The organism is Streptomyces sp. NPDC059224, from assembly GCF_042754285.1.
Classification (GTDB): Bacteria; Actinomycetota; Actinomycetes; order Streptomycetales; family Streptomycetaceae; genus Streptomyces.
Window position 1 is genome coordinate 56,621 of the sequence record NZ_JBHZAN010000039.1, and the last position, 23,637, is coordinate 80,257.

A 23,637-nucleotide genomic window follows, 5' to 3' on the forward strand; every position below is an offset into this window, starting at 1 on the left:
ACATGGCCCGGGGGCCTCAGACTCAGACGGGCGAACCGCGGGGCGAGGACGCCGGGTGTGCGCGGCGGGTGCCGCAGGATCCAGCGCCGGCTGGGGACCGGTTCCCTGGCCGGACGGCGAAGGCGGTTCGTCGACACGGGCACCGGAGTGGATCTGTCGTGCACGATGCATCTGGCGCCTTTCGTGGAGTCTCATGACCAAGCCGGTGCCCAGGTGGTCACGAGGCGTCACCGTCTGTAATCCTGAATGCGAGCCTGCTCTGCCGCGCGAGGCCGGCGCACTGCAGCAACCCGAACGAGAGTGACCGCGAGACCATCCCACGACGTGGGGCACATGACATGAACGCTATGGGATCGCTGTGGCTCGCCGCTTGGGGCAAAAGTCTGACCTGTCCGCGGCCGCTACGACTTTCGGCCGACCATCGAGCCGCTGGAGGGCGCGAAGGCCTGGGACGATGATGACTTCCGCCCACCTGGCAGCGTCCAGGCCCTGTGGGCGCTTGCCTCGGAGCAGGTCCGTCGGGTCATCGAGGATCTCCACGCCAGGATCAGCGCCGAGACCCTGACCGCAGCCGAGACGGAGCATCTGTGGATTCGCCTCGGCGGCGACAGCATCGTGCAACGCGCCCGCCGCGGGGGTGATCGCGGCTCGCTTCCGTCACTACGAAGACCGTGACGGCGGACCGCTGCCCGACGACCACGTGGTTCTGTCGGTCAAAGTTCGGCGCGTGGACGGCCGGCGGGTGACCTTGCACACCCGTCCGTTCCTCGAGTATGCGGTCGCCCTCTCCGAGTTCTGCAACCAGCGCCCGGTGGAAGACCTCTGCCAGGCCCTCAGCCCGGCGACGGCGCCCCGCTGTCCGACCGCCGGGCAACGGCCGGTGACGGAACTCGCTGGAATCCCGGACCAGCTTGACTGGACGGGCACCCCGCCGGGGAAAGCGAACAAGATCGGCGAGCCCGACGTCTACGAAGCCCGTCGACGAGTCCGCCACCGACACTTGTCCCGACGCTTCGCCGTCGGACGCACTCGTCGAAACACGGCCTCGACGGGTTCCGCACCGGACCTGCGCCGGGGCTTCCGGCACGCGTCATGCACGGGCTTCAGCGCCGCTTGCGTGAGCGACGTCCCGCTCCCCTTCTTCGACAGGGCCCTGCCGGTGCCGGGGGGAGACGATGTCGTGCCTGGCGTCACCCTGACGGTGACCGTCAGGGCGCGAGCGGCTGCTTGACAACGGCGAGAGCCTCGGCCGCTCTGCATCCATGCGTTAGATTATTAATATAATGTAAGTGTTCGTTCGCCGGCCGTCGTACGGCTTCTTTCTCGCCCCCGTGCGGCTTCGGTTCGCACACGTGGGACGACCCAGCGGGCGGCTGCCCGCTCACCTTGCGGCACTACTTCACGAGGAACTCATGGCCTTTGATGATCTGCTCCCACGCGTTTCGCCTGCCGAGGCGGCCGAACTCGCATCGCTGGTGAGCGGTCTGGTTCTGCTGCCCGGCGACGAGGGTTACGACGCCGAGTGCCGGATCCACAACCTGAACGTCCCCCTGGAGCCGGCGCTCGTGGTCGGTGCCGCCGACGCGGCCGACGTACAGGCGGCGATCCGCTTCGCGGCCCGCGAGGGCCGGCCTGTGACGGTGAAGACCACGGGGCACCAACAGGTCCACCCTGCCCGGGGCGGGGTTCTGATCAGCACCCGGCGCATGAAGGGCATCGCTGTCGACGCCGGCCGGCGATGCGCCCGGGTCGAGGCCGGAGTGGTCTGGCAGGAGGTGATCGACCAAGCCGCCGGCGTCGGTCTGGCCCCGGTGAGCGGCTCGGCTCCGCTGGTGGGCGTGGCCGGCTATACCCTCGGCGGTGGACTCAGTCCGGTCTTCGGCCGGAGCCGGGGATACGCGGTGGACCACGTCCGCTCGCTGGATGTGGTGACCGCTGACGGCGAGTTGCGGCATGTCACGGCCGGCAGTGATCGCGAACTCTTCTGGTCGCTGCTGGGAGGAAAGGGCAATTTCGGCGTTGTCACCGCGCTGGAGTTCGATCTGTTCCCGTTGACCCGTTTCTACGGTGGCGGTATCTACTTTGCCGGCGAACACCTCGCCGATGTGCTGCACACCTGGCGCACCTGGCAGTCGGAGATGCCGGAGGAGATGTCCTCTTCGCTCGCCGTGCAACGGCTCCCTCCGCTGCCCGAGTTGCCGGAGCCCATCCGGGGGGCGTTCGTGGTACACGTTCGGATCGCCCACCTGGGTCCGGTGGCCGAGGGCGAGCGGTTGATCGCACCCCTGCGCGCGGCCGCCCCTGCGCTCATCGACACGGTGGGTGAGATGCCCTACACCGCCATGGGCGCCATCCACATGGACCCTCCGGCGCCGATGCCCTATTACGACCGCACGACGATGTTGCGCGCGTTCCCCGCCGAGGCGGCCGACAAGCTGATCGAACTGCTCGGCCCCGGATCGGACTCGCCGCTGGTCAGCGTCGAGATCCGGATGCTCGGCGGTGCACTCGACCGTGAGCCCGCGGTACCCAACGCCGTCTCCAGCCGGGGGCTGCCTTTCGTCCTCTTCGGTTTCGGCGTGGGCGCGCCGGACCAGGCGGGGTTCCTGCGCGGCGAACTCGACGCGTTGATGGACGCCATGGAGCCCTGGGCGGACAGGCGCAGGATGGTCAACTTCCTCTCCACCGAAGAGGCCACCGACCCCGAGCGGTTGAGCGAGGTCTACGGCGTCGAACGCTACCGTCGTCTGGCCGCCGCGAAGAAGGCCTACGACCCCACCAACATGTTCCGGGTGAACCACAACATCCTGCCCGGCTGACAAGGTTCGGCCTTCGGGACAAGAACCAGTGCCGAGGCCAAGGGGCCGAACGGCCGCCACCACGACCGCGGCGGGGCTGTCCACGCTGATGCGGCTGGTGGCCGGCGGGCTCGGGGTGACGCCGCTGCCGCGGACGGCGGTCCCGGCGGAGACCGGACGCGGCGCGGACCTCGCCACGGGCCCTTTCCCGCCCGAAGGAGGGGATGCGGGTGGCGTTGACGGTGCTCGCGTCCCCGCTTCGGGGGACGAGTTTGCCGCTGCCCTCGCAGTAGGCCAGCTCGGCCGGTCCGACCAGGCCCCGGTCGCCGAGGTGCCGGTGATCCGGTAGTCAGGGCGTTCGCGGAGCAGCGTGCTGCCGGGCTTGTCGAGCGGCTTCTTCAGCGCGGGGGAGACCGCCGTCTGGCCGGGGGCCGGCATGGTTTTGACGCCCGGCGGCAGCACCGGCCGGTCGCCGTCGGCCTTGAGCAGCAGACCCCGGATGCCGTCGTCGCGGAAACCGGTGGCGGCCTGCTCGCGCAGCACCGTGCTGGCGGACTGCTTGGGCCGGTCGTTGAACCAGGAGCAGTCCCGCTCGTAGCCGCGCTCGCTGCGGGCGCTCAGCATGGCCGGCACGGCGGCCGCGACCGGCAGCAGCGCGCCGCCGACCGCGGTGAGCAGGGTGCGGGTCCAACCCCCGCGGCCGCCGGGCGCCGCGAAGCGGGCGTCGAGGCCGAGGTCGCGGACCCAGGTCCGGAACATTGCGCCGACCGTGCCCTCCCCGATGGTGCTCGCGCGACGCGCTTCATGTCGTCGGACTTGCCGTCGTGGACGACGACCTCGCGGTTGGAATGGGCGGCCACCCCGCGCCTCGTGCGTGACGAGGACGACGGCGGCGTTGGTGTCACGGGCGGCGTCGGTCAGCAAGCGCATCCCGCGCTAGCCGTTGAGGGAGTCCAGGGTGCCGGTCGGCTCGTCGGCGAAGACCATCCGCGGGCCGGTGACCAGGGCCCCCGCCACGGCGACCCGCTGGCACTGACCGCCGGAGATCTCATCGGGGCGCTTGCCCACAAGGTCGTCGACCTCCAGCCGGGTCGGCCACTCGCCGGCGCGCCTCGGCCTCCTTGGGCCGGGTGCCGTTGAGCCGCGGCGGCAGCGCCACGTTCTCCACGCAGGTCAGCTCCGGGGCGAGCAGGCCGAGCTGGAAGACGTAGCCGAACTCGCCGCGGCGCAGCGCGCTGCGCTCGGCGTCACTCATCGCGTTCAGGTCCCGTTCCCGGTACGGCATGCGGCCGCAGTCGGACCGGACGATGCCGGCCAGGCAGTGCAGCAGCGTCGACTTGCAGGAGCCGGACGGCCCCGTGACGGCGACCACCCCCGGCGCGTGTCTCGAACTCCACGCCGTCCAGCGCCGGGTACGCGGATGATGGTCCGCGAGGTCGCCGTGCCGTTCGCGTTCGGTCAGTTCCCGCATCTGCCCCAGGTGCTCGGACCGCTGGGTGCCGAGCTGGCCGGCGGGGCTGCGCCCGGTGAGCAGCAACGCGAGGACGACCTTGGTGTGGAGGGTGTTCGGCAGGCAGGACTCAGGCTTCTGCGGCTGCCCGAGCCACTTGTCGACGTCGATGATCCCGGCTTCGGTGATCGCGTACCGCTTGCGTCCCGGGCCGCCGCCGGGCTCGATGCCGTCGACCTCGACCAGCCCGCGCTCCAGACAGCCGCGGCACCGTCGAGTAGACCCGGACGCAGTGCAGGGGCGGCCATGACCGAACTTCTCGTGGAACGCCCGCTTCAGGTCGTATCCGTGGCGCGGGCCGGACTCAAGGAGCCCGAGCAGGGTGTGCCCGATGCTCACGACTGACTCTGCACGCCACGTATACATACAGTGTATAAATCTTGTGTATAGTGGCAAACGCGTTGCACAACCGCATCTGGACCGGCGAATTCCTTGAGGTGTCGCCAAGGCCTTCTGCACTTGGCGGCCGCGACGAGGAGCCGAGCAGCCTGGCTGCCGAGCGGACCGATTTTGAACGAGGAGCCGTGCCCTCTCCGGGTGCCTGAAGTGGGTGCGGGTTCACTGCCGCCGCCTGGTGGGTGGCGGGTCCATCACGCGAGCCCGACCCCCGGGGCTTGTCCTTCCTCCTCCATGGGTTCGTCGGCCTGAAAGGAGTGCTCGGCCCAGATGGTCTTGCCTTGCGGGTGATGGCGGGTTCCCCAGCGCTGGGTGAGCTGGGCGACGATGAACAGTCCCCGGCCGCTTTCGTCGAAGGTGCGGGCGCGTCGAAGGTGCGGGGATGTGGTGCTGCCGTCGGTGACCTCGCAGGTCAGGCCTGTGGCGCAGCGGATCAGGCGGAGACGTACCGGTGGCTGGGCGTGGCGGATGGCGTTGGTGACCAGCTCGCTGGCGATGAGGACGGTGGTGGGGGCGGCCCCCTCCAAGCCCCATGTGCTCATTTTGGCCGTGACATGTTTGCGTGCGGCGGAGACGGCCGCCGGGTCGGCCGGGAGGTTCCAGGTCGCCACGTCGGTGCTGTCGAGTGTGCGGGTGCGGGCGGCGAGCACGCACAGCTGGCGCGGTACTCCCGCTGTCACAAGGGCCTCCAAAGCAGCACGGCAGGTGTCTGTGAGCGAGGACTCTGGCTCGACAACGCGTTCGGGCACCTTGAGCCCATCGGTCTTCGTGTCGGAATCGGGTGGCCTGGCGGCGTGCGTGTGCAGCAGGAGCACGCTGCCTTTCCGAAGCCGGATGTCGGCGGTCTCGACCTTCGCCCGCGCGCGACCGAGCGGTACTCCGGCAGGAAGGTCGACGGCAGTCATCGCGCCATCGGGGGCGATGACGGTGGGCGCAGGATGCCCAGCGCAGGCAAGGCTGCAGTTTGCGGTGACGGGATCGTAGACGGCGTACAAGCAGCTTGCCGCAACGTCGTGGGCACTTGTGTCCGGCCGCGACCGGCGTATGACATCGTGGAGATGGGTGAGCAGCTCCTCCGGTTGCATGTCGATGTCTGCCAGCGTTCGCACCGCGGCGCGGAGTTCGGGTACCCGGGCGGGGGCTGGGTCTCCGCCCTCGGTCACGCTGCCGGCGACCAGCGCCACCCGGGCTCCGGACAGTGGGATCGCGTCCAGCCAATGGGCCTGCGGCCTTCTGTCGTCAGCCCGACAGTATGCGAGCTCCACGGCGGCGGGTTGCGGCAAGCGCCCTTCCGGCGGTCCGACCGCCGGCAGGGAAGCGCATGGATCGCCGGTGACCTGACGTGGCGCAGACAGGACGCGGCCCGCTTCTTCAGCGCTTCTGGGGCGTGCAGCGAAGACGCACCCGGCTTTCTGGCCGATCCGGACTCGGCAGATGAGCAGGCTCATGCCGACAGACAGGAGGGCTGCGGCGATGACAACCGTCCGGCCTCCCTCCGACACGCCTGGAATCACGAAACCGTAGGCGGCCACACTGGTTGCCAGCGTGGAAGCACCGACGATCAAGGTGTGCCTGATGGGTAGCAGAGCTGCCGCCATCAGCGGAGTCAGGACCGAGTAGTCCGACCAGCGGACCAAGCCCGCTGCAGAGGCATCCAGTTGCAGTGCGCAGGTCGCGGCGAGATAGACGGCGAGCAGTGCGCTCGCGTGTCGGAGCAGGAGGAGTCTGGGTGGGGCCATCCTCGTCACCGTCCCTTCTGATGTGGTGCGCAGTGCCTGCGAGACGGTGCGCATGTTGGTGGCGGTGGGGTCGGGGTCTTTGCGAGGCGTGCGGGTTTTCGGGCTGTTGATGTTCACTGTGGCGCTCGTCCGGCGTGCACGGGGTGCGTTGGACGATGGACAGCGACAAGGGCCAGGTCGTCCTGGAGGTTCTTGCCCGCGTGTCGGTTCACGTCGATGCTGACGTGCTGTACGAGGCGCCTGGGGGAGTCCCAGGACCATGTATCGGCTCGGTCGAGGACGGGGAAGAACTCGCCGGCGGAGTCGCGGGCCTCGGCCAGGCCGTCGGTGTAGAGAAGCAGGGTGTCCCCGGGGCCGAAGGCGACAGTGTCGAGGCAGAAGGCGTTGGGCGTGTCTGCTGCAAGTCCCAGCGGCGGCGCGGCCTGGGTGACGGGCAGCAGGGTGACCTGGTTGCCCTGGCGCAGCAGAGGTGCCGGGTGCCCGCAGCTGACCACTCTGGCGATGTCTTCGTCGTCGGGGAGTTCGATCAGCAGGGCAGTGATGAACCGCTCGTTGCTGTCGGGGGCGATGGGAGTCAGCTCGCTCAGGTGCCTGCGGACGCTGCGTTCCAGGGAGGCCGCAAGTTCTGGGAGTGTGCGGTGCTGCTGGGCTGCCTCACGGAAAGCACCCAGGACGGCGGAGGCGTCGTCGATGGCCGGGAGGCCTTTTCCGCGGACGTCTCCGATGAGGACGCGTGTGGCATGAGCGGTGCGGGCGGCTGCGTACAGATCACCGCCCACCAGCGCGTGTGCCGCTGCGGCGCGGTACATCGAGGCGACGTGGAAGGGGCCCAGCTTCGAGGGGATTGGCCGTAGCAGCACTCGTTGGGCTGCTTCGGAGACTGCCCGTACTTGGGCCAGTTCCCGCAAGTCGCGGTCATGCAGGGCCCGGGAGGCGAGGACGAACGCGGAGACGATGAGCACTGATCCGATGTGAATGGGCAGCAGTGGTGAGTGGAGCAGGCCGTCATGACGGTCCACGAGGAGCACTGCCGCGGCTGCCATGAGCGCGACGACGGCCGTGAAGCGTGTTCGTGCGAACGTTCCCGTGCACGTGGGGGCCGCCACGAGCAGTGGGGACAGGTGAACCGCAATGGGGGCGAACGACGCGCCCGAGGTGATGGCCGCGATCAGCAGGAGCGGAGGCACAGTGTGGCCGCGCATGCCCAAGGGCCCGGTGCCGCGGCCATGTGCTTTCGGCCGCTGGGGGACTTCGGGACTGAATGCTGGGAGTAGGCGGGCCCCATCACTGGCCGCGCGCTTGGAGACGGGAATGCGCGGGAACAGGTGCATCACGAGTCGGGGGCGTGACCTGGTTTGCCTGGAAGGGCTGCGTCGTATCAACATGGCGCGGCTTTCGTGCCATCGCGGCGTGGAGGGGTGAGGTGAGGCCCAATGAGTCCGCCGGCGGTGCGCGCCCCCCGGCGAACAGTCCTTTGGGTGGGGCGGCGGTCAAGCCGGTGATCGTCCGGCCAGAAGTACAGTCCGGTCAGGGGCTCCCCGGCGCATCGGCCGCTCACTACGGCTCGCAGCGCGCAAGGGGTCGGGCTGGTGTGTGTCCCAGACAGGCAGGCAGACCGTGTGGGGGTCGACGCCGGTGCTGTGACGTCTTCGGTATATGTGCGGCTCTGTTGGGATCACAGCTTTGCCGCCCTTCGTGTTCCGTATGGTGGAAGGAGTTTACCGGAATGTGATTCAACTGTGCGACGCGCGATTCGGTACGTCAAGCGAGCTGCTTCTCTGCCGTCCGGCTCGGCACAGCAGGCGCGACGTGGCAATCAGTCACGCTTCAGTGCGCGATTTCGAAAGGCGATTGGACGAGGACGGGGTCTGCTGAGGATTGCGTGACGGGTTGGATCGCCCCGGCTTGACGACCGGTGTGGGCATGGCGGCTTCGCTTACGACTGGGGTCGGCCGGCCGCTGACGACGGCTGTCAGCCTCAACGGCAGCACCTGCGGGCAGCGGCCTTCGGTGTCGTGCGGGCCGAACGCATGGCACGGCAGAAGGTCCCCGGCGGCTACGGGGAGAACGTCGTTTCCGTGCCTTCCGTGACGAAGTAGTCTTCGCCGTGGGCGCGATAGCCAAACGACCCGTGGGATGCTTCCAGGGCTCCGTGGTTGCCCCCTATGGCATCCGGGAGTCCGACGAATGCGTCGGTGAATCCGGTCCGCCGGTTCTTCCCGCTCTTCGGTTGCCATGACGCAGGGGTGCTTGAGCGGGTGGGTGCCCGCCCAGGTCGCCCAGGGCGGCAACGCGACTGTTAGATGTTTGTCGTTATCTTACATGCGAGGCGACGTCCGTGCCCTCTGGAACGTGGGTGCCTTGCTCGCTCGCCGGTGCGGCGAGCGGTGGGTACCGGTCGATCGACCACCGCCCGCGGGACCTGGTCGGGTGTGCTCGTCGGGATCGCGGCCGACGGGTGGCTGCGGCTGTGGCAGGTGATAGACGGCAGGCGTAATCTTAGGGATGGGGGTGTCAGCCCGCTGGTCGTTGTAACAGCCGCAAGCAGCACAGGTGGCCAGTCGGTATTACGGAGGGTGATAAATGAGTCGCGTCTCGCAGGCAGAAGCGAAGGCCAACCGGGAGCGAACGGTGGCTGCGGCTTCTCGGCTGTTCCGCGAGGACGGTGTCGCCAACGTCGGCATTGCGGATGTGATGAAGACGATCGGACTTACTCAGGGCGGCTTCTACAAGCAGTTCGCCTCCAAGGCCGCGCTCGTCGACGAGGCTACCGCGAAGGCGTTCGCCGACAATTTGCAAGACCTTGTGGCTCTGGACCACGAGGCTGGAGGGCACCAGGCGGCGTGGCAGTCGCTGCTTGAGTCCTACTTCTCCGTCGAGCATCGCGACAACCCTGGTACTGGTTGTCCCGCAGCCGGTTTCGCGGGCGACGTCGCGCGTGAGCCCGAGTACAGGGAGACCTACGCCAGGGGTGTCGAGGAACTCGCGGGGTGGATCGCGCCTGGCGATGCCGGCCTGGCTGCCTATGCCACGCTAGTCGGCGGCATACTTCTTGCCCGTGCCACCGCAGGCACGCCTTTGTCGGAGCAGATCCTGCAGGCGTCGCACGCGGCGGTGGCGAGGGCTGCCGAAGTCGGCAGTCACAGTCAGCAGCCGCGGTGCTGACTCGCGGATCGGGCGCATGACGGGGGAATGACGTGGCTCGTACCTGGCTGTCGATCCGGGTGGAGTTGGTCTCCGGCCACGGTGCGGACCTGTGGCCGCGTCCCGGTCGGGTGTTCGCCGCTGCTCAATCGCACTCCTTCGCGCAACTCGCCTCGGCCATCGATCTCGCCTTCGCGCGCTGGGACTTGGCTCACCTGCACCTGTTCACGTTGTCCGAGGCCACCCATGTCAGCCCGCTGGACTGGTGGGACGGCGAGCCCCCGGAGGGCACCGTGGACGGCCACGTGACCAAGCTGAGCAGGCTGCAGGCCGGCGAACAGTTCGCCTATGTCTTCGACATGGGCGATGACTGGGCGCACCTGTGCACGGTGGCGGGGAAGCGTATTGATCCCCTCGAGGAACTTGGCGAGGTGCCCGACCGCCCGGTTCCCTACTGGGGCTGGGGCAACCTCCCGGACCAGTACGCGCGCCGTTGGGACGGGGACGACGGGGAGTCGCCGATGCCAAAGCGGCCGGCCGGTGGGCTCAGCGACCTGCCTCCGATCCTGCCGTGGTGGGGCGAACACCGCCGTGGGTGACCTCACGCTGCGTACACAAAGTGGCCGTCGGCGGGGACAGAAGTGGCCGTGGTGGGAGCCGAAGTGGCCACGAGTGGGGAAAACCAACCGGCCGCTGACACCCGACCCCGCGGTACGGCGTCCTGAGGTCGTGGCCTGTGCCGCCGCCCCTGACCCGGCGGGCTCGGGCTTGGCTGTCATAGCGACCGGCGGCGAGTGAATGCCCCCTTCCCCGGCTGCTTCTGGGTGCGACGTGGTTCCGCCGTAAGCCTGGCAGCCCCGCGCTGGCGGTGCGTGCAGCCTGGCGGAGGTGACCTTGGAAGGGCCGCCATGAGACCCAAGCGCCTTGGTGCCCGGCGGGCCGGCTCCGGGCCCCCGCGCCCTGGCGTCACCCACGGCCGGCAGGCGCTGCCCGGGCTTCGCCTGCAACTCCATTCCTGGCGGCCCTCGACTGCGAGACCGGGCCCTACGGGGCGTGACGGCAGTGCGTTGACCGGGTCCCACGGCGCCCCGTCGAGGTGCTGCACGGCAAACGGCCGGCCGTCACGTTGGCTCCGACCCCAAGTCGCAGGGCGCGAAGGGGGCACGGACCGGGGGCGGTTGGCCCCTGGCCCCGACGAAGAGCGCGCTTGCCCCAGATGTCAGCCGGTGTAGCGTTCGGCGGGGCGCGTGAGGGACAGGCCCGGGATGAGTTCCTGGCGGGCGGTCTCGTACTCCTCCCACTTGGTGTACTCCGGCAGCGAGGGGATCGTGACCAGCTCCCCGGCGTCGAGACCGGCGAGCGCGGCCCGTGCGGCGTCGTGGGGAGCCATGACGGCCTCCTTGGGCAGCTGGTCGAGTTCGATGCCCGAGCCGGCCCAGATCGCCGTCTCCAGCGCCCCTGGTACCACCACCTGCACGCGGACACCGGAACCGGCGAACTCCTGTGCCAGAGCCTGGGTGAACGCGATCACGTATGCCTTGGTCCCGCTGTACACGGCGCCTACGGGCAGGATGTTGAGCGCGAGGGCGGAGGAGATGTTGACGATCGTGCCCGAGCCCCTGGCGGAGAAGGCCTTCGCGGCGGCGGCCGCCAGCCTGGTGGTGGAGGTCAGGTTGAACGTAATCAGCCACTCCAGCCCATCCGGGTCTGCCGCGGACAGGGGGCCGAACAGGGCACTGCCCGCGTTGTTCACCAGCATGTCGACCAAGGGGTCGGCCGCCAGGCGGTCCTCGACACTACGCATGCCCGTCGGCGTGGCCAGATCGGCGCTCAGCACCGCAGCCTGGACGCCGAAACGCTCCGTGAGGTTCGCTGCGGAAGATTCCAGCCGCGCCTGGTCGCGGGCGACGAGCAGCAGGTTGCGCCCGCGCCCCGCCAGCTCCTCGGCGTAGGCGGCACCCAGACCTGCCGTCGCGCCGGTGACGAGTGCTGTACCGGCCTTCTGTGTGGACATGGTCGTCCTCTTTCCTGAGTAGATGTCGCGCGTTAGATGGTCACTGTAATCCAAATCTCTGGTCTGACGTGTGCGACACGGGGTGTGGCCGGCGAAGCAAGGTCGGAGCTTGGGTCCTTCGGAGCGCTCGGTGTCCCAGCGGGTATGGAAGATGTCGGTGCGGTGGTAGGTGTGGGCGCCGCGAAGCAGTCGCGCTCTGCCTGGGTGAGGGCGGCCGGCAGGCGCGGGGCGTGCAGGGTGTCGTAGTGGGCGAGCGCGGGCGCGAAGGGGGGCAGGGACGCCGTCGCGGGCGGCGTGGGCCATGACCAGGCCTCCAGGGCAGTTGGGCGTCGCCAACTCCTTGGGCGAAGCCGGGGTCGGTGAGCAGACCGGGCGGGGCGGGGTCGGTCGCGTAGGCGTCGCGGACGCGGTCGAGGAAGGCGGCACGGATGATGCAGCCGGCGCGCCACAGCGCGGCGACGGCAGCCAGGTCGATGTTCCGCTTGTAGGTGTCGTCGGCGGCCTGGATCTGGTGGAGGCCCTGGGCGTAGGGGATGACCTCGGATGCGGACAGGGCCTGTTCGCCTGGTCGGTGAGGCGGGCCGCGTCGCGTTCGCCGAGGAGGGTGTCTGTGGGGCCGGGCAGTGCGGCGCCGGTGGCGTGCAGGGCGGTGCGTCCGGACAGGGAACGGGTGAAGACGGCTTCGGTGATGCCGGATATCGGGAGCCGAGGTCGAGGGCGGTCTGCACGGTCCAGCGGGTCGTGGTCGGCGCCGCCGGGTCCGCCTGCGCTGCAAGCGGGTCGGTGGGGCTGTCCCCGGAGGGTCGGGTACGGATCCCGTTATAGATAGTTAGTGACATCTATCACGTGGACGCTGCGCGGTGAGGGCCTACATGATGGGCCCGCACATCATGCCCAACGCATCATCTGCCCTTTGAGGTTCGAATGCCCCTGCCGTCGCTGTTGCTGGTGCCCGGAGCGTGGCACAAGCCCGAGCATCTGCAACTCCTCATCGACGACCTCCCCGGCATCGATGTCCACACCGTGGCCCTCACCTCGTGCGGCGACGACCCCAAGGCACTGGGCGACATGTACTCCGACGCGGCCGCCATCAGGGGCGCGGTCGAGGCGATCGGCGGGCCCGTGGTCGTCGTCGCGCACTCTTACGGCGGTGTTCCCACCACCGAGGCACTCGCCGATGCGCCCAACGTCAAGAGCATCGTCTACCTCGCTGCGTTCCAGCTCGACGCCGGGGACTCCCTGCTGCCGAGCGCGGGCGGCGACCCGGCGCTTTGGTGGGAGTTTCACCAGCAGGAGGGTGTCGGCGACTTCCTGACCGTCGCGAGCCCGGTCGACGTCTTCTACGGCGACGTGGACAGGAGCATTGCCGAGAAGGCGGCGGCAGCCCTGGGTTACCAGTCCTACGCCGCTACCACCCAGAAGCTGACCGCGGTCGCCTGGCAGACGATTCCGAGCACCTACATCATCTGCGAAGCAGACGGTGCCATCCCGCCCTTCGTCCAGGAACTCTTCGCGAAGCGCGCAGACAGGACGCTGCGGCTGAACAGTTCGCACTCGCCCTTCCTGTCGCAGCCCTCCGCACTTGCCGAGCTCATCAGGGACGAACTCAGCCTGCCCTGAGCCGGCTGCACGGACTCCAGCAGGAGCGTGAGCCTGGCTGCCCCTACCGCGCGCCAGTCGCGTCCGCCGCGGCCGGCGGGCCCCCAACCGCTTCCCACCGGCACTGAGGGTTGCCGCTCGTGGGTAAGCAGGAGATGTGATCTCGTGACCTGGTTCATTACGGATAAGCCCGAAGTGTTTCGTTCTGAGGCGGGGCCGTTGCTTGCCGCACGTCCCGACCTGCACACCATGCTGCTGTCCGGACTCGACACAATTGAGCAGCTGCGGGCCGGGGATAAAACCCCGCCCACGGTGCTGGGCTGGTGGCGGGAGCCGGACGGAACCGCGACGACGGCCGCGTTCGTGTGGATGCCACCGCACCTGCTGACCGCGAGCCGCCTTTCCCAGGCCGCGGCAACGCACCTGGCCGGATTCCTGGCCACCCAAGCTCACCCGTTCACACAGCTCCTGGCCGACGACTCGTCGGTCCATGCCTTCTCCGAAGCGTGGCAGACGGCCACCGGCTCCGCGCCGAAGAGCGGACCGCACCTGCGCCTCTATCGTCTTGGCCCGCTTGTGAGCCCTGGTGTCACGCCGCCGGGGGCATCGCGGACGGCGACCGACGGTGACCGGGCTCTTCTTCACGACTGGTGCACCCGTTTCGTCGCGGAAGCCGGTTCGCTCGGAGCGGATCTCGACACATTTGTCGACGAGCGGATGAGCCGGGGCGGCTGGCGGTTGTGGACGGTCGGGGACGAGCCGGTGGCCATGGCCGCCATGACGTCGGTGGTGGCCGGCACGGCTCGCCTCACCCCCGTCTACACGCTGCCCGAGCATCGCGGCCGGGGCTACGGCTCCGCCGTCACCGCAGCCGTTTCCCAGGCGGCCCGCGACGCCGGCGCGGAACACGTACTTCTCTTCACCGACCTCGCCAACCCGACGAGCAACAGCCTCTACCAGCGCATCGGATACCGGCCCATCTCGGACTACCGAATCGTGGTGCCCTGACATACAAGATCAATGAGAGGCTGGTTGCGGACGGCATTGCCGGAGTTTGTGAGGTGTCGGCAGTCAGGAATCACTCGACGCAACCGCCGACAGCGTCGATGGCTACCGGCAACGCCGGGCGCGGAGACGACGACCCTACGGCTGGGTTGCACGGTCGGCAAGGTATCCATGCAGCAGGACAAGCCACGAGATACCCTCGGGCCGCTCAGGTCCGAGGCTTTCGGACAGAGGTAACACCCATGACGGACATATCAAGCAGAGCTGATGAACCGCTCGCGGCGGGCGCATCCCCGGACAGCATCCCGCGAGACCTGTGGCACCCTCAGAGCATGGGCTGCGTGACCGCCAACTTCCGTCAATATCTGACCGGATGGGGCATGGCGGACCGCGCTGACGGTGATCTCGACTACTTCCGCAGTGGGCTGGCTCAGCCACAGTTCAACGGAGTGGTCCGTATCCGGTCCCTGGATGCGGTGGAGCAGTCCACTGCCATCGCGCGAGACCGGCTCGCGGGAGTGCCCTGGTGGTGGTGGGTCGGCCCGGACAGCCCCGCAGGCACGTCGTCCGCCCTCGCCGAGCGTGGGGCGAAGGAGTTCACCACGATCCCCGTGATGGTCAGACCGCTCGGCCAGGCGGTCGAACCGATGGAGCCACCGGCCGGCCTGCGGATCGTGGAGGTGACCGATCAGGGCCTGCTGCCGGAACTGGTACGCACCTACAGCGCTTCCATGGGTGTCGCACCGAGCCTCGAATCCGACATCGTGCGGATCGAGTCGCAGCGTCGGGACAACGCGGACATCGTCCGCCTGGCAGCGGTTGTCGAGGACCGTGTCGTCGGGACGACCGTGGTGATCGCAGCCCACGATGTGGCCGGGATCTTCATCGTCCATGTCGCCGATACGCATCGCCGACGCGGCGTCGGCACAGCTTTGACGGCGGCGGCGCTCCGCGTGGGCCAGGATCGCGGTATGAGGCTGGCCGCACTCGCCGCGAGCCCGGCCGGCGAGCCGCTGTACCGGCGATTCGATTTCGCCGAGGTCTCGCAGTACCGCCTCTTCACCTTCCCTGCCTAGTACTCCAGCAGAACTTTGACGTTTTCCCTGTTCAGGGGCCGTTTGCGTGAGTGTAGTGGGCTGATTGACGGTCCGTGTTCCCTTTCCCCGGCCGCCCCTCGATCGTGTGCTGCCGCCGCCGATAGTGGCAACGGCGGGCGACGGCTCGGCGTCGTCTGCGCCGGTGTGACCATCTCAGTGCGCGTGCACGGACGAGGTGGCGGTGAACGGCGAGGGGTGAGTGGACGGTTGCCAGGATCCGCCGAACTTCTGCCGCGGTGAGGGGCGCGAGGCAGGAACCGTTTCTGCTGCGCCTTTTGCCGCGGCGTCCGCAGCCATGACGGCCATGAAGGCATGCGCCGGTATGGCCAGGGTGCTGTGCCGCATCCAGCCGGTGTAGCGGCGGACTTCGTACTGGTCCAGGCCATTCGTCCTTCGCGGCCTGGAAGGCATCCTCGATGGCCCAGCGCATCCCGGCGACACGGACCAGATTCTCGACCGTGGTGCCGAGCGGTGCGTAAGAGGTGGTAGGCGATCTCCTCGGGCGTGCTGATGCTGCGGCGGGCCAGTGCCCACCGCTGGTGGGTGGGCATGTCGCCGTCGAAGTCCTCGGTGGATCTGATCTGCGGGGCGGCCAGTGGCGGAGACGTGGGCCCTTCGCACCGTTCCCGCACGAATGTCGCTCCCGCGCTTCGTCGTGAGCCTGGGAGAAGAGGTGGTCGATGCGTCCGAAGTGCGGCATCTGCTGGGACGTGGGGAGGGCGAGGACATGACCCAGTCCGGTCTCCTCCAGCATGCGGCGCAGCCGCCACTCCTGGCCGTAGCCGAGTATGCGGTCACCCAGGCGAGCGGCAGCGGCGAGGCGATCGCCCGCAGCACCGTGGTCTTGGCGAGGTCGGGCTCGGTGGCGAAGGCCCGCTCGTTGGGGACGTGGGCGGCGCGGCAGCGATCGGGGTCGTCGGTCCAGGACTCGGGCAGATACAACTCCCGGTCCACCAGGGCCCGTCCGCCTTGGGCGGCGTGGGTGGCGAACAAGCCGATCTGGCGGTTCTCGGTACGGCCGGCGGTGCCGGAGTACTGGCGCTGCACGCCGGCCGAGGTGGTGCTCTTCCTGAGGAATCCGGTGTCGTCCAGGATGAGGATCCCGTCGGGCCCGCCGAGCCGTTCGGCTACGTAGTGCTGGAGGTCGTCGCGGAGTTCGTCGGCGTCCCATCGGGCGCCGTTGAGGATTCGCTGGAGGCGGTCGGGTGTGCGGTGTCCGGCGTGTTCGGCCAGCTTCCAGCCGTTTTTGCGGCCGACCGGGCCCAGCAGCGCCCGGACGTAGTCACGCATTCTGCGTCGTGGCTTGACGCGCCTGAAGCGGTGGCCGGCGGCGGACCTGCCCGTGCGCCGGAGCCGGGTGAGGGCGCCGCGCACTCGGCCCCGCAGTCGGCGTCATGGCGCCTTGCACCAGGAGCTCGTGCTGGAGCCCGTGTCTCGGGATGCCGGCACCGCGCGACTGTCGCGCAGACTGGTAAGCGGGCGGATTGCGCGGGTCGGTGGTCGCAACCCCGATGCAGGCCGCCCCGGCAGTGGCCCCAGCCCACGCGACGTCTGCCCGGGCACCGGCCTGGTCCGGCTGTCATCAGGGCAGGAAAATCCTTCCCCTGGCCAGCGTTCTGCGCCAGTAATCCGTTGGTAGATCCGTCTCGTCCGGGCGTTTGGGTTCCGGTCGGCAACCAGGCGTGTTGACCACCTGCGGCCCAGTACGAACTACCTACGAACTTCCGGCGCAGGACACTAGCGACGCACCCGGTGTCGCTTGATGCTCGCTGCGTAACCCGCCTTGTGGGAGAAATCGTTTGTCAGATACCTGCCCATCGTCGCCGGATACGACAGCGACGAGATCACGGGCACCAGGGTCGGAAGGACGGTCAGGGGGAGGACAGCTCTACCCGGACGTCGATGCAGCAAAGGCGCGCACGGCGCCCGCGAACGCCTCGGACTCTTCAACGTGGCCCAAGTGCCCGCTGTTCTCCAGCACGACCAACCGGGACCGGGGGATCAGGGCGTGGAGTTCCTCTGCCCACCGCGGTCCGCAGATCACGTCATGCCGACCGACTACGACCAGGGTGGGCACGGTGAGCTTCGGGAGAGCCGCCCGGTCATCGATGATGTCGGATTCCCCGTTCTCGTCGAGAGACGAGATGTAGGTGCAGCTGACCGCCTCGCGAAACCCGCGGAACTCGTCCTCGCGATCCCAGTAACGCGCGAAGTAGACGGGGAGCAGACCGCGCAGTGCAGCGGTGATCTCCTCGTCGTCGGTGACGGCCCCGACACTCTGGAGCGCAGCGAGCGCCGCGTGGAGTTCCGGTCGGCCCTCGTTGCGGTGGACGAATTCCTCGACCCGGACGGCGGCCTCGGCCATGTGCTCCGCGCCCGTCACCGGAGCACTTTCGTAGAGCACCAACCCGCGAAGCCGGTCAGGATGGTGCAGCGCGACATACTGGGCCACGAAACCACCGTGAGAGTGCCCCAGCAAGAAGACGCGGGACAACCTCAGCCGGTCGAGCAGGCCCACGAGGCTGCGCCGGTAGCGCTCGCGGGTATAGCCGTTGGGATGCGACGGAAGGCGCTGCGATCCTCCCGTGCCCAGCGGCTCGACGTACACCATGGTCAGGAACTCCTCCAGGTTGGGCGCGCGCAGGGATTCCCAGATCACGCCAGGCCCCCCGGGTATGGCCAGGCAGACGGGGCCCGAGCCGTAGACGTGATACCGCTGGTTCAGACCGTCCACCACAACCTCGTGGGCTCCGGGCGACAGGAGGTCTGCCGTTTCGTTCCGCATCAGTTCTCCGTGTGGGTAGTGCTGTGAACACCCACAAGACGCAGCGCATCTCGGAAAGTTCGATCGCGAAAAGTGATACGCGTCATACTCGCGTGGGCGGTGTTCTGCCGTCCTGGACACCGGGGGCGTGGAAGAGCCGAAGTTGGTGCATTCTGCCGTCCTTCATGGTCATCAACCAGGCGACGGCCGGAGGGCAGTGGTCCGGCGCGTCCGGTGGATTGACCATGTCCATTTCCCAGATAGTGGTGTCCCTGCTGGTGACGGCGCTCACGAACCGCTGACGCACCCCCGCTTCGAGATCACCAGCCATGCCACGGATCAGGAAATCCCGGTCGCCCACTCGTTGCCGCCCCTCGTAGTAGGCGGCATCAGGCGTCCATCGCTCAGCCGTGAGCTGCGCGAAACGCCCCTGCTCCGCAGCGGCCAGTGTCTCCACTGCGTCTCGGGCGCTGGCCCGAGACGCAGCCAGGACATCGGCGTGCACGGAGTCCGCGGTCGCGACCATCGCCTCGACGAGCTTCTTCCGCGCCTCGCCGAGCCTGCTGCGCACCGTGCCGACGGGTATTCCGCACAGCGCGGCGATCTGGTCGTAGGAGGGGGTGCGCGGGCTGAAGTGCCGCAGCATCACGGTCATGCGCAGTGTGGGAGACAGTTCGTCGATCGCCTGCCAGATCCAGTCGCGCATGGCATGCCGGTCGATGATCTGCTCGGGATCGGTCTCCGCCACGAGCAGGGACAGGTCCGCGAACGGCGTCGTGGGAGGCGTCGAGCGCAGCCGCGAGCGACATGAGTTGCGCACGATCATCCGCAGCCACGCGCTCACGGATTCCGGCTCCCGCACGTCGCCGATACGCCGGAAGGCGATCAGCGAGGCGTCCTGCACGGCATCCTCAGCGTCCGGCCGGTTTCCCAGCACGCTCAGCGCCACAGCCCGCATGCCGGCCCGGTGCCGTTCCAGCAGCGCGCCGAAGGAGGCCGTGTCGCCATCCTGGGCGCTGCGCACCAGGTCCTTGTCGGACGGATATTCATACACCACGGTTCGCACGCGCCCCAGAGTACGTACAGCACGCGCAACCCCCGCTACGCTCCCCACCGCAAGGCCGTTGACCAGGAGAGACACAGAAGTCCGAAGTCCGGCTGGAGTACCGCCCAGGTGGGAGGTTCCTCAGTCGTCGTCGGCGCGCACCGATGGATCCCCGCCCCCGGGCGGTGTTCGGCAGCGCAGCGTGGGATGTCTTTCGGCTTCCGTTTAATGCGGCTGGTCTCGATGGCTCTTTGGCGTGTTGGCTTCGGCGGCCCTGGATCCCGTGTGTTTATATCGGCGCGGTGAATTTACTGTTCCGCCCCCAGCCCCTTCGGTGGGCATTCGTGGCAGAGGTGAGTCACGGCCTTCGGGGGCGGAAATTCGATGCCCCATGATGGTGGCCATCTATTCCACAGCGAGGGAACCATGACGGACGGCAACGAAAAAGGGCGTGCGGGCGGACCTCGGCAGGCGCTGAACAGGCGCCGTCTTCTCCAGGGGACGGCGGGCACCTTCGGTGCCGCGCTGGCATCCGCCGGCATCTACAAGATGATCGATACGATCGCGGAACGACCGGACCGCCCGACCGCCTCTGCCGGGCCGCCCGTCCAGGAGCAGTACATCCTGCAGAACGAGCAGGTGGTCATGGTCGATGACTCGGCCGTCCAGAGCAGCAAGGGAACGATTGCGGTCCGGGTGCCGGCCCTGCACGATCACGTCATCACCGCGAAGCTGAATGTTCCGGCGAATGCCAAGGCCTTGCAGGAAGCGCAGCACCATCTCGAGTCCGCCATCGTGGCTCTGGAAAGCGAATTTCCACCCACTCCCACGGGGGTGGGCGTCACCGTAGCCTGGGGACTTCCCTATTTCCACCACTACATTCCAACCCTGGACAAGGGGTCGGACTTCTTCAAGGCGGGAACACGTTACCCGGCCTATCTGCCGGTCGACCTGATGACCTCCAAGGCGGAGGGCCGGACCGTCTACGCACTGCAGGACGCCAGGACCTTCCCCAGCGACCAGCCTCCGTCCGGTTTCGGGCCGGTCCGCCTGGAACAGAACGACGTGGCGGTGCTGCTGCGCAGCGACAGACTCGCTCATATCAAGGAGGCCACCGAAGCGATCTTCGGGTCCGGAAGCAATCAGGCGGGCAGCCTGTTCAAGGTGACGAGTATCCGCCAGGGCTTTTCCGGGGGTGGTTTCTACGGGGAGCAGGGCCTGCCGAGCAAGCTGGCGCTGGCGGCGAACATCCCGGGCGCCCAGTCGATTCCCCGGCAGTCGCAAGGCTTCCTCGGATTCGCCACCACCCTGGTGTCGAACATGGGGCCTGACAACATCGCGAATCTCGAGACCCTGCCCGGTTTCACCGACCAGTGGCCCGACGGTTATTTCAAACAGGGCACCACCATGCATCTCTCGCACCTTTTCCAGGACCTGGAGACCTGGTACGAGAAGAACTTCCCCCAGTACGCGGACCGCGTCCAGGCGATGCTCCAGCCGGGCCTGACCCCCGCTCCCGCGCCGGGTACGTTTGCCCTCCAACCGCCGGGGCCGACCGAGGCCGAAGTGGCGGAAGGGGTCAAGCGCTACCACTCCTTCGGTCACACCGGGAGCATGTCGGAGGTGGACAGCACCGCGAAGCAGGAAACCAGCAATTACGGGAAGTCATATCCCTCGGGGACGACCATCCCCGTGCGCGGAGACTTCGATACGCTGGACAACCCGTTCCACTACACGTCCGATCCGGCGGGGGACCACTACAGCTCGAAGCCGGCGGCCGGGTTGCATTTCATCCAGTTCCAGCCGACGATCGGGATCTTCAACATCGTCCGGCTCGCCATGGACGGCCACTATCCCAACATGAATCTCCCCGTCGAACCGCGCAGCCCTCACGCCGGCATCAACTCGGTTCTGAACACGACCCACCGGCAGAACTACCTGGTTCCACCACGTCGCCACCGTTCCTTCCCGCTCGCCGAGTTCCTCGCCGTCTAATACTCCGGTTGTAGATCATGATCTTCATCGTTGATGGGCGGCCTGCCGTTCGTGGTGGCAGGCGGGACCGGACTTGATGGCGTCGTCGCCTGACGGACCAGCCGAGGTGACGGGCGGCTGGGCGGGCGGAGGTGGTCAGTACGGCGAACGGGTGCTGGATCTCATTGCAGGTCAACGGAATCAGCTCGGCTGGGGTCGGGTGGTGGTCGCGATCGTGTGCGGTGACTGGGGCCAGGAAGGCATGGGCGAGCATCGTGAGGGCGACCGGCGGTGCCAGGACGTCCAGCGTCTGACCTGGTGGTCGTTGGCGGCCTGGAATGTCTCCTCGACGGTGCACCCGCGCCCGGCCACCCGCACTAGCGTGGCCAGCGGCACCGGGGCAGTCGAGGAACAGCGGTAGAAGGCGGGTTCGCCGCTGTTGCGATGCGGTGAACGAGTAGATGGCGGTGACCGTGCTGGTCGTCGGCAATGTGGGCCAGGGCCCAGTCGTAGTAGCGGTGCCCCTTGGCTGCGGCGTCTGCGGAGAGCTTCTGCCAGGTCCGTTCGGGCAGCCTGTCGGCCAGTGCATCGGCCCGCATCTTGGCCGCCCGGGTGGCGATCCGGTGATCGCAGGCGACCTCGAGGACGTAGCCGACCAGGCGGATTCCCAGCGCGCTCGCAGCTGCGGATTGCCTCCGTAGACCTCGTCTGCGGCCACCCAGGATGCGCGGATCCCGGCTCCCAGGGTCCGGTCGATCAAACGGAGGGCGAGCGCGGGATTCGTGGCGAAGCCGACAGGCCACGGGTAGCTTCCAACAGGGTCCACGTTTCGGCGCGCCCAGAAACGGCTGGGAGGCCCGGATCAGCTCTGCCAATCGCTTTGGGGAGGGGCTCAGTTCAGGTGGTGGAGCCCATGATGCCGGCCTCCCGGTCACCCAGGCGACGGGCGAGACGTTCGTGACCACGGTGCCGCCGGCCGGTGTGACGTACGCGGCGGCAACGGTGAGGTGGCCCCTGATGGCGGCATCCGCCGCGTCCGATCATCTGAGCGGGGCGAGTGTCATGACCCGTCCCGAAGGACTCGAAGGTCCTCGACCGCCTGGCTGCGCATGGCGGGAAGCAACGGGTGCACCGGTTCAGGCAGACCCTTGAGGACCAGCTGAACCTCTGCCGAGGTGCCGACCTCGTCAAGGAATCCGATCATCAGGTGGCCGGCCACAGGAGGTGTGGTGGCGATGACTTGCTGGGCGAAGTCCGTCCAGGCCGCAGGGCTGATGTGGGCGCGCAGGGCGGGGAAGAGGATCGGCTCTTCGTGATCCAGGTGCCTGTGCACCACGTCCCGCACGGCGCTGGCCGCGGCGTGCAACTCGGACCGGATCATCTCGTCCGACCCGGGACCGTCGGTGAAGGCGACGGCGGCGAGGCGGTCAAGCGCCTCGTCCAGTTCATGGTGTTCGTCGGTGAGCGCGTCGAGCCCCTGGGCGATCTCCGGAGCCGCGGAGAGAATCTGGGGCCACAGGTCGTGGTCTTCGGTCTCGTGGTGGTGGCGCAAGTTTACGACCAGGAAGTCGCGTAGCTGTGCGAGCGCTGGGAGCGGGACCCCGGGACGGTCGGCCGCATCGGCCAGCAGGGTCGTGGCCACCCGGTGCACGTTGTGGGCCAGGCGGGTCTCGAGAACGGCTGCTGAGTCATTCAGTTCTGTCGTCATGCACGCACTATATTCATTATAGGAGCCTGCATTCAAAATGTTGACGTATCGTAAGGGCGTAGACTGTCTCCGTGACCGTTCGGAAATACACCTCACCCCGGCGCGCCGACGCTGCGGCCGCCACCCGGGAAGCCATCCTGACCAGCGCTCACTCCCTCTTCCTGAGCCGCGGGTACGCTGGCGTCACCATTGGCGAGATCGCTGAGGCGGCGAAGGTCGCCGTGCCGACCGTGTACTCCAGCGCTGGGAACAAGCCGACCATCCTTGCCGCCCTGCTGGAGCCGGCTCTCACCGATCCGGCAGTCGCCGACACCCTGGCTGCGGTCGCGGCGTGCGACGACCCCCGCACCGTGATCGCACTGACAGCCGAGGGCACGCGGATCACCCATGAACGGCACTGGGACCTCGTGTACGGACTCTTCTACCGAAACCCGCCCGGCGAACCCGCCGTCAAGGCGGTCCTGGACAGAGGCGCCGACGGCTACATCCAAACCCTGACCCAGGTAGTCGATCGTCTGGTCGACCTCGATGCCCTCTGCGCCGATGTCAGCCCTTCCGACGCCGTCGACCTGCTGTTCTTTCACCTCGGCCCGCACGCATGGATGACGCTGGTCGGTGAACGCAAGTGGTCTTTCGACCACACCCAGACCTGGATCGCCCACGCCGCCTGCCGCGCCTTGCTGAGGAACTGAAGGGCCGGCGTCCGACCCGCCGTTGCCCACGGCAGCCGGGGAGGGCTGGCGCCATCCGGTGGCGAGGACGACGCTGCTTCGTAGTGGGTGGGTGGACACACATCGACGTCCGTCGTCCACGGTGCAGACGCTCGGCTGCTGGCGCGCCCTCA

General features: G+C 68.2%; 17 protein-coding genes and 3 pseudogenes. 10 read left to right on the top strand and 10 right to left on the bottom strand.

Going from position 1 to position 23,637, the window contains the following annotated elements; genetic code table 11:
- The first annotated feature begins 637 nt into the window (after positions 1-637).
- Together ACFXI4_RS35445 and ACFXI4_RS35450 are read left to right on the top strand one after the other, a co-directional pair.
- Entirely contained in the window at positions 638-1,231 is a 594-nt protein-coding gene (locus tag ACFXI4_RS35445) for a relaxase domain-containing protein (protein WP_384998952.1), read from the top strand.
- A 181-nt stretch (positions 1,232-1,412) separates the two neighbouring features.
- Positions 1,413-2,819 (top strand): FAD-binding protein, encoded by a 1,407-nt coding sequence (locus ACFXI4_RS35450; RefSeq protein WP_384998955.1) that lies wholly within the window; start codon positions 1,413-1,415, stop codon positions 2,817-2,819.
- Positions 2,820-3,592: 773 nt separating this feature from the next.
- On the opposite strand, the pseudogene ACFXI4_RS35455 reads toward ACFXI4_RS35450, so the two are convergent.
- The 4 genes and pseudogenes from ACFXI4_RS35455 to ACFXI4_RS35470 all read right to left on the bottom strand — a co-directional run.
- Positions 3,593-4,204: pseudogene (locus ACFXI4_RS35455) on the bottom strand (ABC transporter ATP-binding protein); the annotation flags it as partial.
- Between the two features lie 20 nt (positions 4,205-4,224).
- A pseudogene (locus ACFXI4_RS35460) lies at positions 4,225-4,647 on the bottom strand (PadR family transcriptional regulator); the annotation flags it as partial.
- Positions 4,648-4,898: 251 nt separating this feature from the next.
- Positions 4,899-6,560, bottom strand: a complete 1,662-nt coding sequence (locus tag ACFXI4_RS35465) for a SpoIIE family protein phosphatase (RefSeq protein ID WP_384998958.1) — start codon at positions 6,558-6,560, stop codon at positions 4,899-4,901.
- Positions 6,557-7,486 carry a PP2C family protein-serine/threonine phosphatase gene (locus tag ACFXI4_RS35470; RefSeq protein ID WP_384998961.1) on the bottom strand — a complete coding sequence of 310 codons (930 nt, stop codon included), beginning with the start codon at positions 7,484-7,486 and terminating at the stop codon, positions 6,557-6,559. Before ACFXI4_RS35470 ends, ACFXI4_RS35465 begins: the two co-directional genes overlap by 4 nt.
- A 1,540-nt stretch (positions 7,487-9,026) precedes the next feature.
- Here ACFXI4_RS35470 and ACFXI4_RS35475 point away from each other — a divergent pair.
- Complete coding sequence (locus tag ACFXI4_RS35475) at positions 9,027-9,608, top strand: TetR/AcrR family transcriptional regulator (RefSeq protein ID WP_384998964.1); 582 nt, start codon at positions 9,027-9,029, stop codon at positions 9,606-9,608.
- Positions 9,609-9,640: 32 nt separating this feature from the next.
- Complete coding sequence (locus ACFXI4_RS35480) at positions 9,641-10,186, top strand: hypothetical protein (protein ID WP_384998967.1); 546 nt, start codon at positions 9,641-9,643, stop codon at positions 10,184-10,186.
- 620 nt (positions 10,187-10,806) lie between these two features.
- Here the strand turns inward: ACFXI4_RS35480 and ACFXI4_RS35485 are convergent.
- Both ACFXI4_RS35485 and ACFXI4_RS35490 read right to left on the bottom strand, forming a co-directional pair.
- Positions 10,807-11,601 carry an SDR family NAD(P)-dependent oxidoreductase gene (locus ACFXI4_RS35485; protein ID WP_384998970.1) on the bottom strand — a complete coding sequence of 265 codons (795 nt, stop codon included), beginning with the start codon at positions 11,599-11,601 and terminating at the stop codon, positions 10,807-10,809.
- Positions 11,602-11,641: 40 nt separating this feature from the next.
- On the bottom strand, positions 11,642-12,376 hold the full coding sequence (locus ACFXI4_RS35490; protein WP_384998973.1) for a hypothetical protein: 735 nt from the start codon (positions 12,374-12,376) through the stop codon (positions 11,642-11,644).
- Between the two features lie 149 nt (positions 12,377-12,525).
- Here ACFXI4_RS35490 and ACFXI4_RS35495 point away from each other — a divergent pair, with 149 nt between their 5' ends.
- The 3 genes from ACFXI4_RS35495 (at position 12,526) to ACFXI4_RS35505 (ending at position 15,281) form a co-directional block, all read left to right on the top strand.
- Positions 12,526-13,221 (top strand): alpha/beta hydrolase, encoded by a 696-nt coding sequence (locus ACFXI4_RS35495; protein WP_384998976.1) that lies wholly within the window; start codon positions 12,526-12,528, stop codon positions 13,219-13,221.
- 144 nt (positions 13,222-13,365) lie between these two features.
- On the top strand, positions 13,366-14,208 hold the full coding sequence (locus ACFXI4_RS35500; protein ID WP_384998979.1) for a GNAT family N-acetyltransferase: 843 nt from the start codon (positions 13,366-13,368) through the stop codon (positions 14,206-14,208).
- Positions 14,209-14,537: 329 nt separating this feature from the next.
- Entirely contained in the window at positions 14,538-15,281 is a 744-nt protein-coding gene (locus tag ACFXI4_RS35505) for a GNAT family N-acetyltransferase (RefSeq protein WP_384998983.1), read from the top strand.
- 174 nt (positions 15,282-15,455) lie between these two features.
- On the opposite strand, the pseudogene ACFXI4_RS35510 reads toward ACFXI4_RS35505, so the two are convergent.
- The 3 genes and pseudogenes from ACFXI4_RS35510 to ACFXI4_RS35520 form a co-directional block, all read right to left on the bottom strand.
- Positions 15,456-16,676, bottom strand: a pseudogene (locus ACFXI4_RS35510) (IS701 family transposase).
- Positions 16,677-17,190: 514 nt separating this feature from the next.
- Positions 17,191-18,087, bottom strand: coding sequence for an alpha/beta fold hydrolase (locus tag ACFXI4_RS35515; protein ID WP_384998986.1), 897 nt, complete (start codon positions 18,085-18,087; stop codon positions 17,191-17,193).
- Positions 18,088-18,169: 82 nt separating this feature from the next.
- Complete coding sequence (locus ACFXI4_RS35520; RefSeq protein WP_384998989.1) at positions 18,170-19,132, bottom strand: RNA polymerase sigma factor; 963 nt, start codon at positions 19,130-19,132, stop codon at positions 18,170-18,172.
- 405 nt (positions 19,133-19,537) lie between these two features.
- On the opposite strand from ACFXI4_RS35520, the gene ACFXI4_RS35525 reads away from it, so the two are divergent.
- On the top strand, positions 19,538-21,106 hold the full coding sequence (locus ACFXI4_RS35525; protein ID WP_384998992.1) for a hypothetical protein: 1,569 nt from the start codon (positions 19,538-19,540) through the stop codon (positions 21,104-21,106).
- A 202-nt stretch (positions 21,107-21,308) separates the two neighbouring features.
- Positions 21,309-21,506, top strand: a complete 198-nt coding sequence (locus tag ACFXI4_RS35530) for a hypothetical protein (protein ID WP_384998995.1) — start codon at positions 21,309-21,311, stop codon at positions 21,504-21,506.
- A 639-nt stretch (positions 21,507-22,145) separates the two neighbouring features.
- Here ACFXI4_RS35530 and ACFXI4_RS35535 read toward each other — a convergent pair.
- Positions 22,146-22,793, bottom strand: a complete 648-nt coding sequence (locus tag ACFXI4_RS35535; protein WP_384998998.1) for a hemerythrin domain-containing protein — start codon at positions 22,791-22,793, stop codon at positions 22,146-22,148.
- Positions 22,794-22,864: 71 nt separating this feature from the next.
- Here ACFXI4_RS35535 and ACFXI4_RS35540 point away from each other — a divergent pair, with 71 nt between their 5' ends.
- A complete protein-coding gene (locus tag ACFXI4_RS35540; RefSeq protein WP_384999001.1) occupies positions 22,865-23,485 on the top strand; it encodes a TetR/AcrR family transcriptional regulator in 621 nt (206 codons plus the stop codon).
- Positions 23,486-23,637 lie beyond the last annotated feature (152 nt).

Bases quoted from the DNA above. Each gene is read 5' to 3' on its own strand.
- ACFXI4_RS35495 (WP_384998976.1), top strand. From the start codon at position 12,526: ATGCCCCTGCCGTCGCTGTTGCTGGTGCCCGGAGCGTGGCACAAGCCC.
- ACFXI4_RS35470 (WP_384998961.1), bottom strand. From the start codon at position 7,486: ATGGCAGCCGCGGCAGTGCTCCTCGTGGACCGTCATGACGGCCTGCTC.
- ACFXI4_RS35485 (WP_384998970.1), bottom strand. From the start codon at position 11,601: ATGTCCACACAGAAGGCCGGTACAGCACTCGTCACCGGCGCGACGGCA.
- ACFXI4_RS35450 (WP_384998955.1), top strand. From the start codon at position 1,413: ATGGCCTTTGATGATCTGCTCCCACGCGTTTCGCCTGCCGAGGCGGCC.
- ACFXI4_RS35525 (WP_384998992.1), top strand. From the start codon at position 19,538: ATGACGGACGGCAACGAAAAAGGGCGTGCGGGCGGACCTCGGCAGGCG.
- ACFXI4_RS35505 (WP_384998983.1), top strand. From the start codon at position 14,538: ATGGGCTGCGTGACCGCCAACTTCCGTCAATATCTGACCGGATGGGGC.
- ACFXI4_RS35515 (WP_384998986.1), bottom strand. From the start codon at position 18,087: ATGCGGAACGAAACGGCAGACCTCCTGTCGCCCGGAGCCCACGAGGTT.
- ACFXI4_RS35475 (WP_384998964.1), top strand. From the start codon at position 9,027: ATGAGTCGCGTCTCGCAGGCAGAAGCGAAGGCCAACCGGGAGCGAACG.
- ACFXI4_RS35535 (WP_384998998.1), bottom strand. From the start codon at position 22,793: ATGACGACAGAACTGAATGACTCAGCAGCCGTTCTCGAGACCCGCCTG.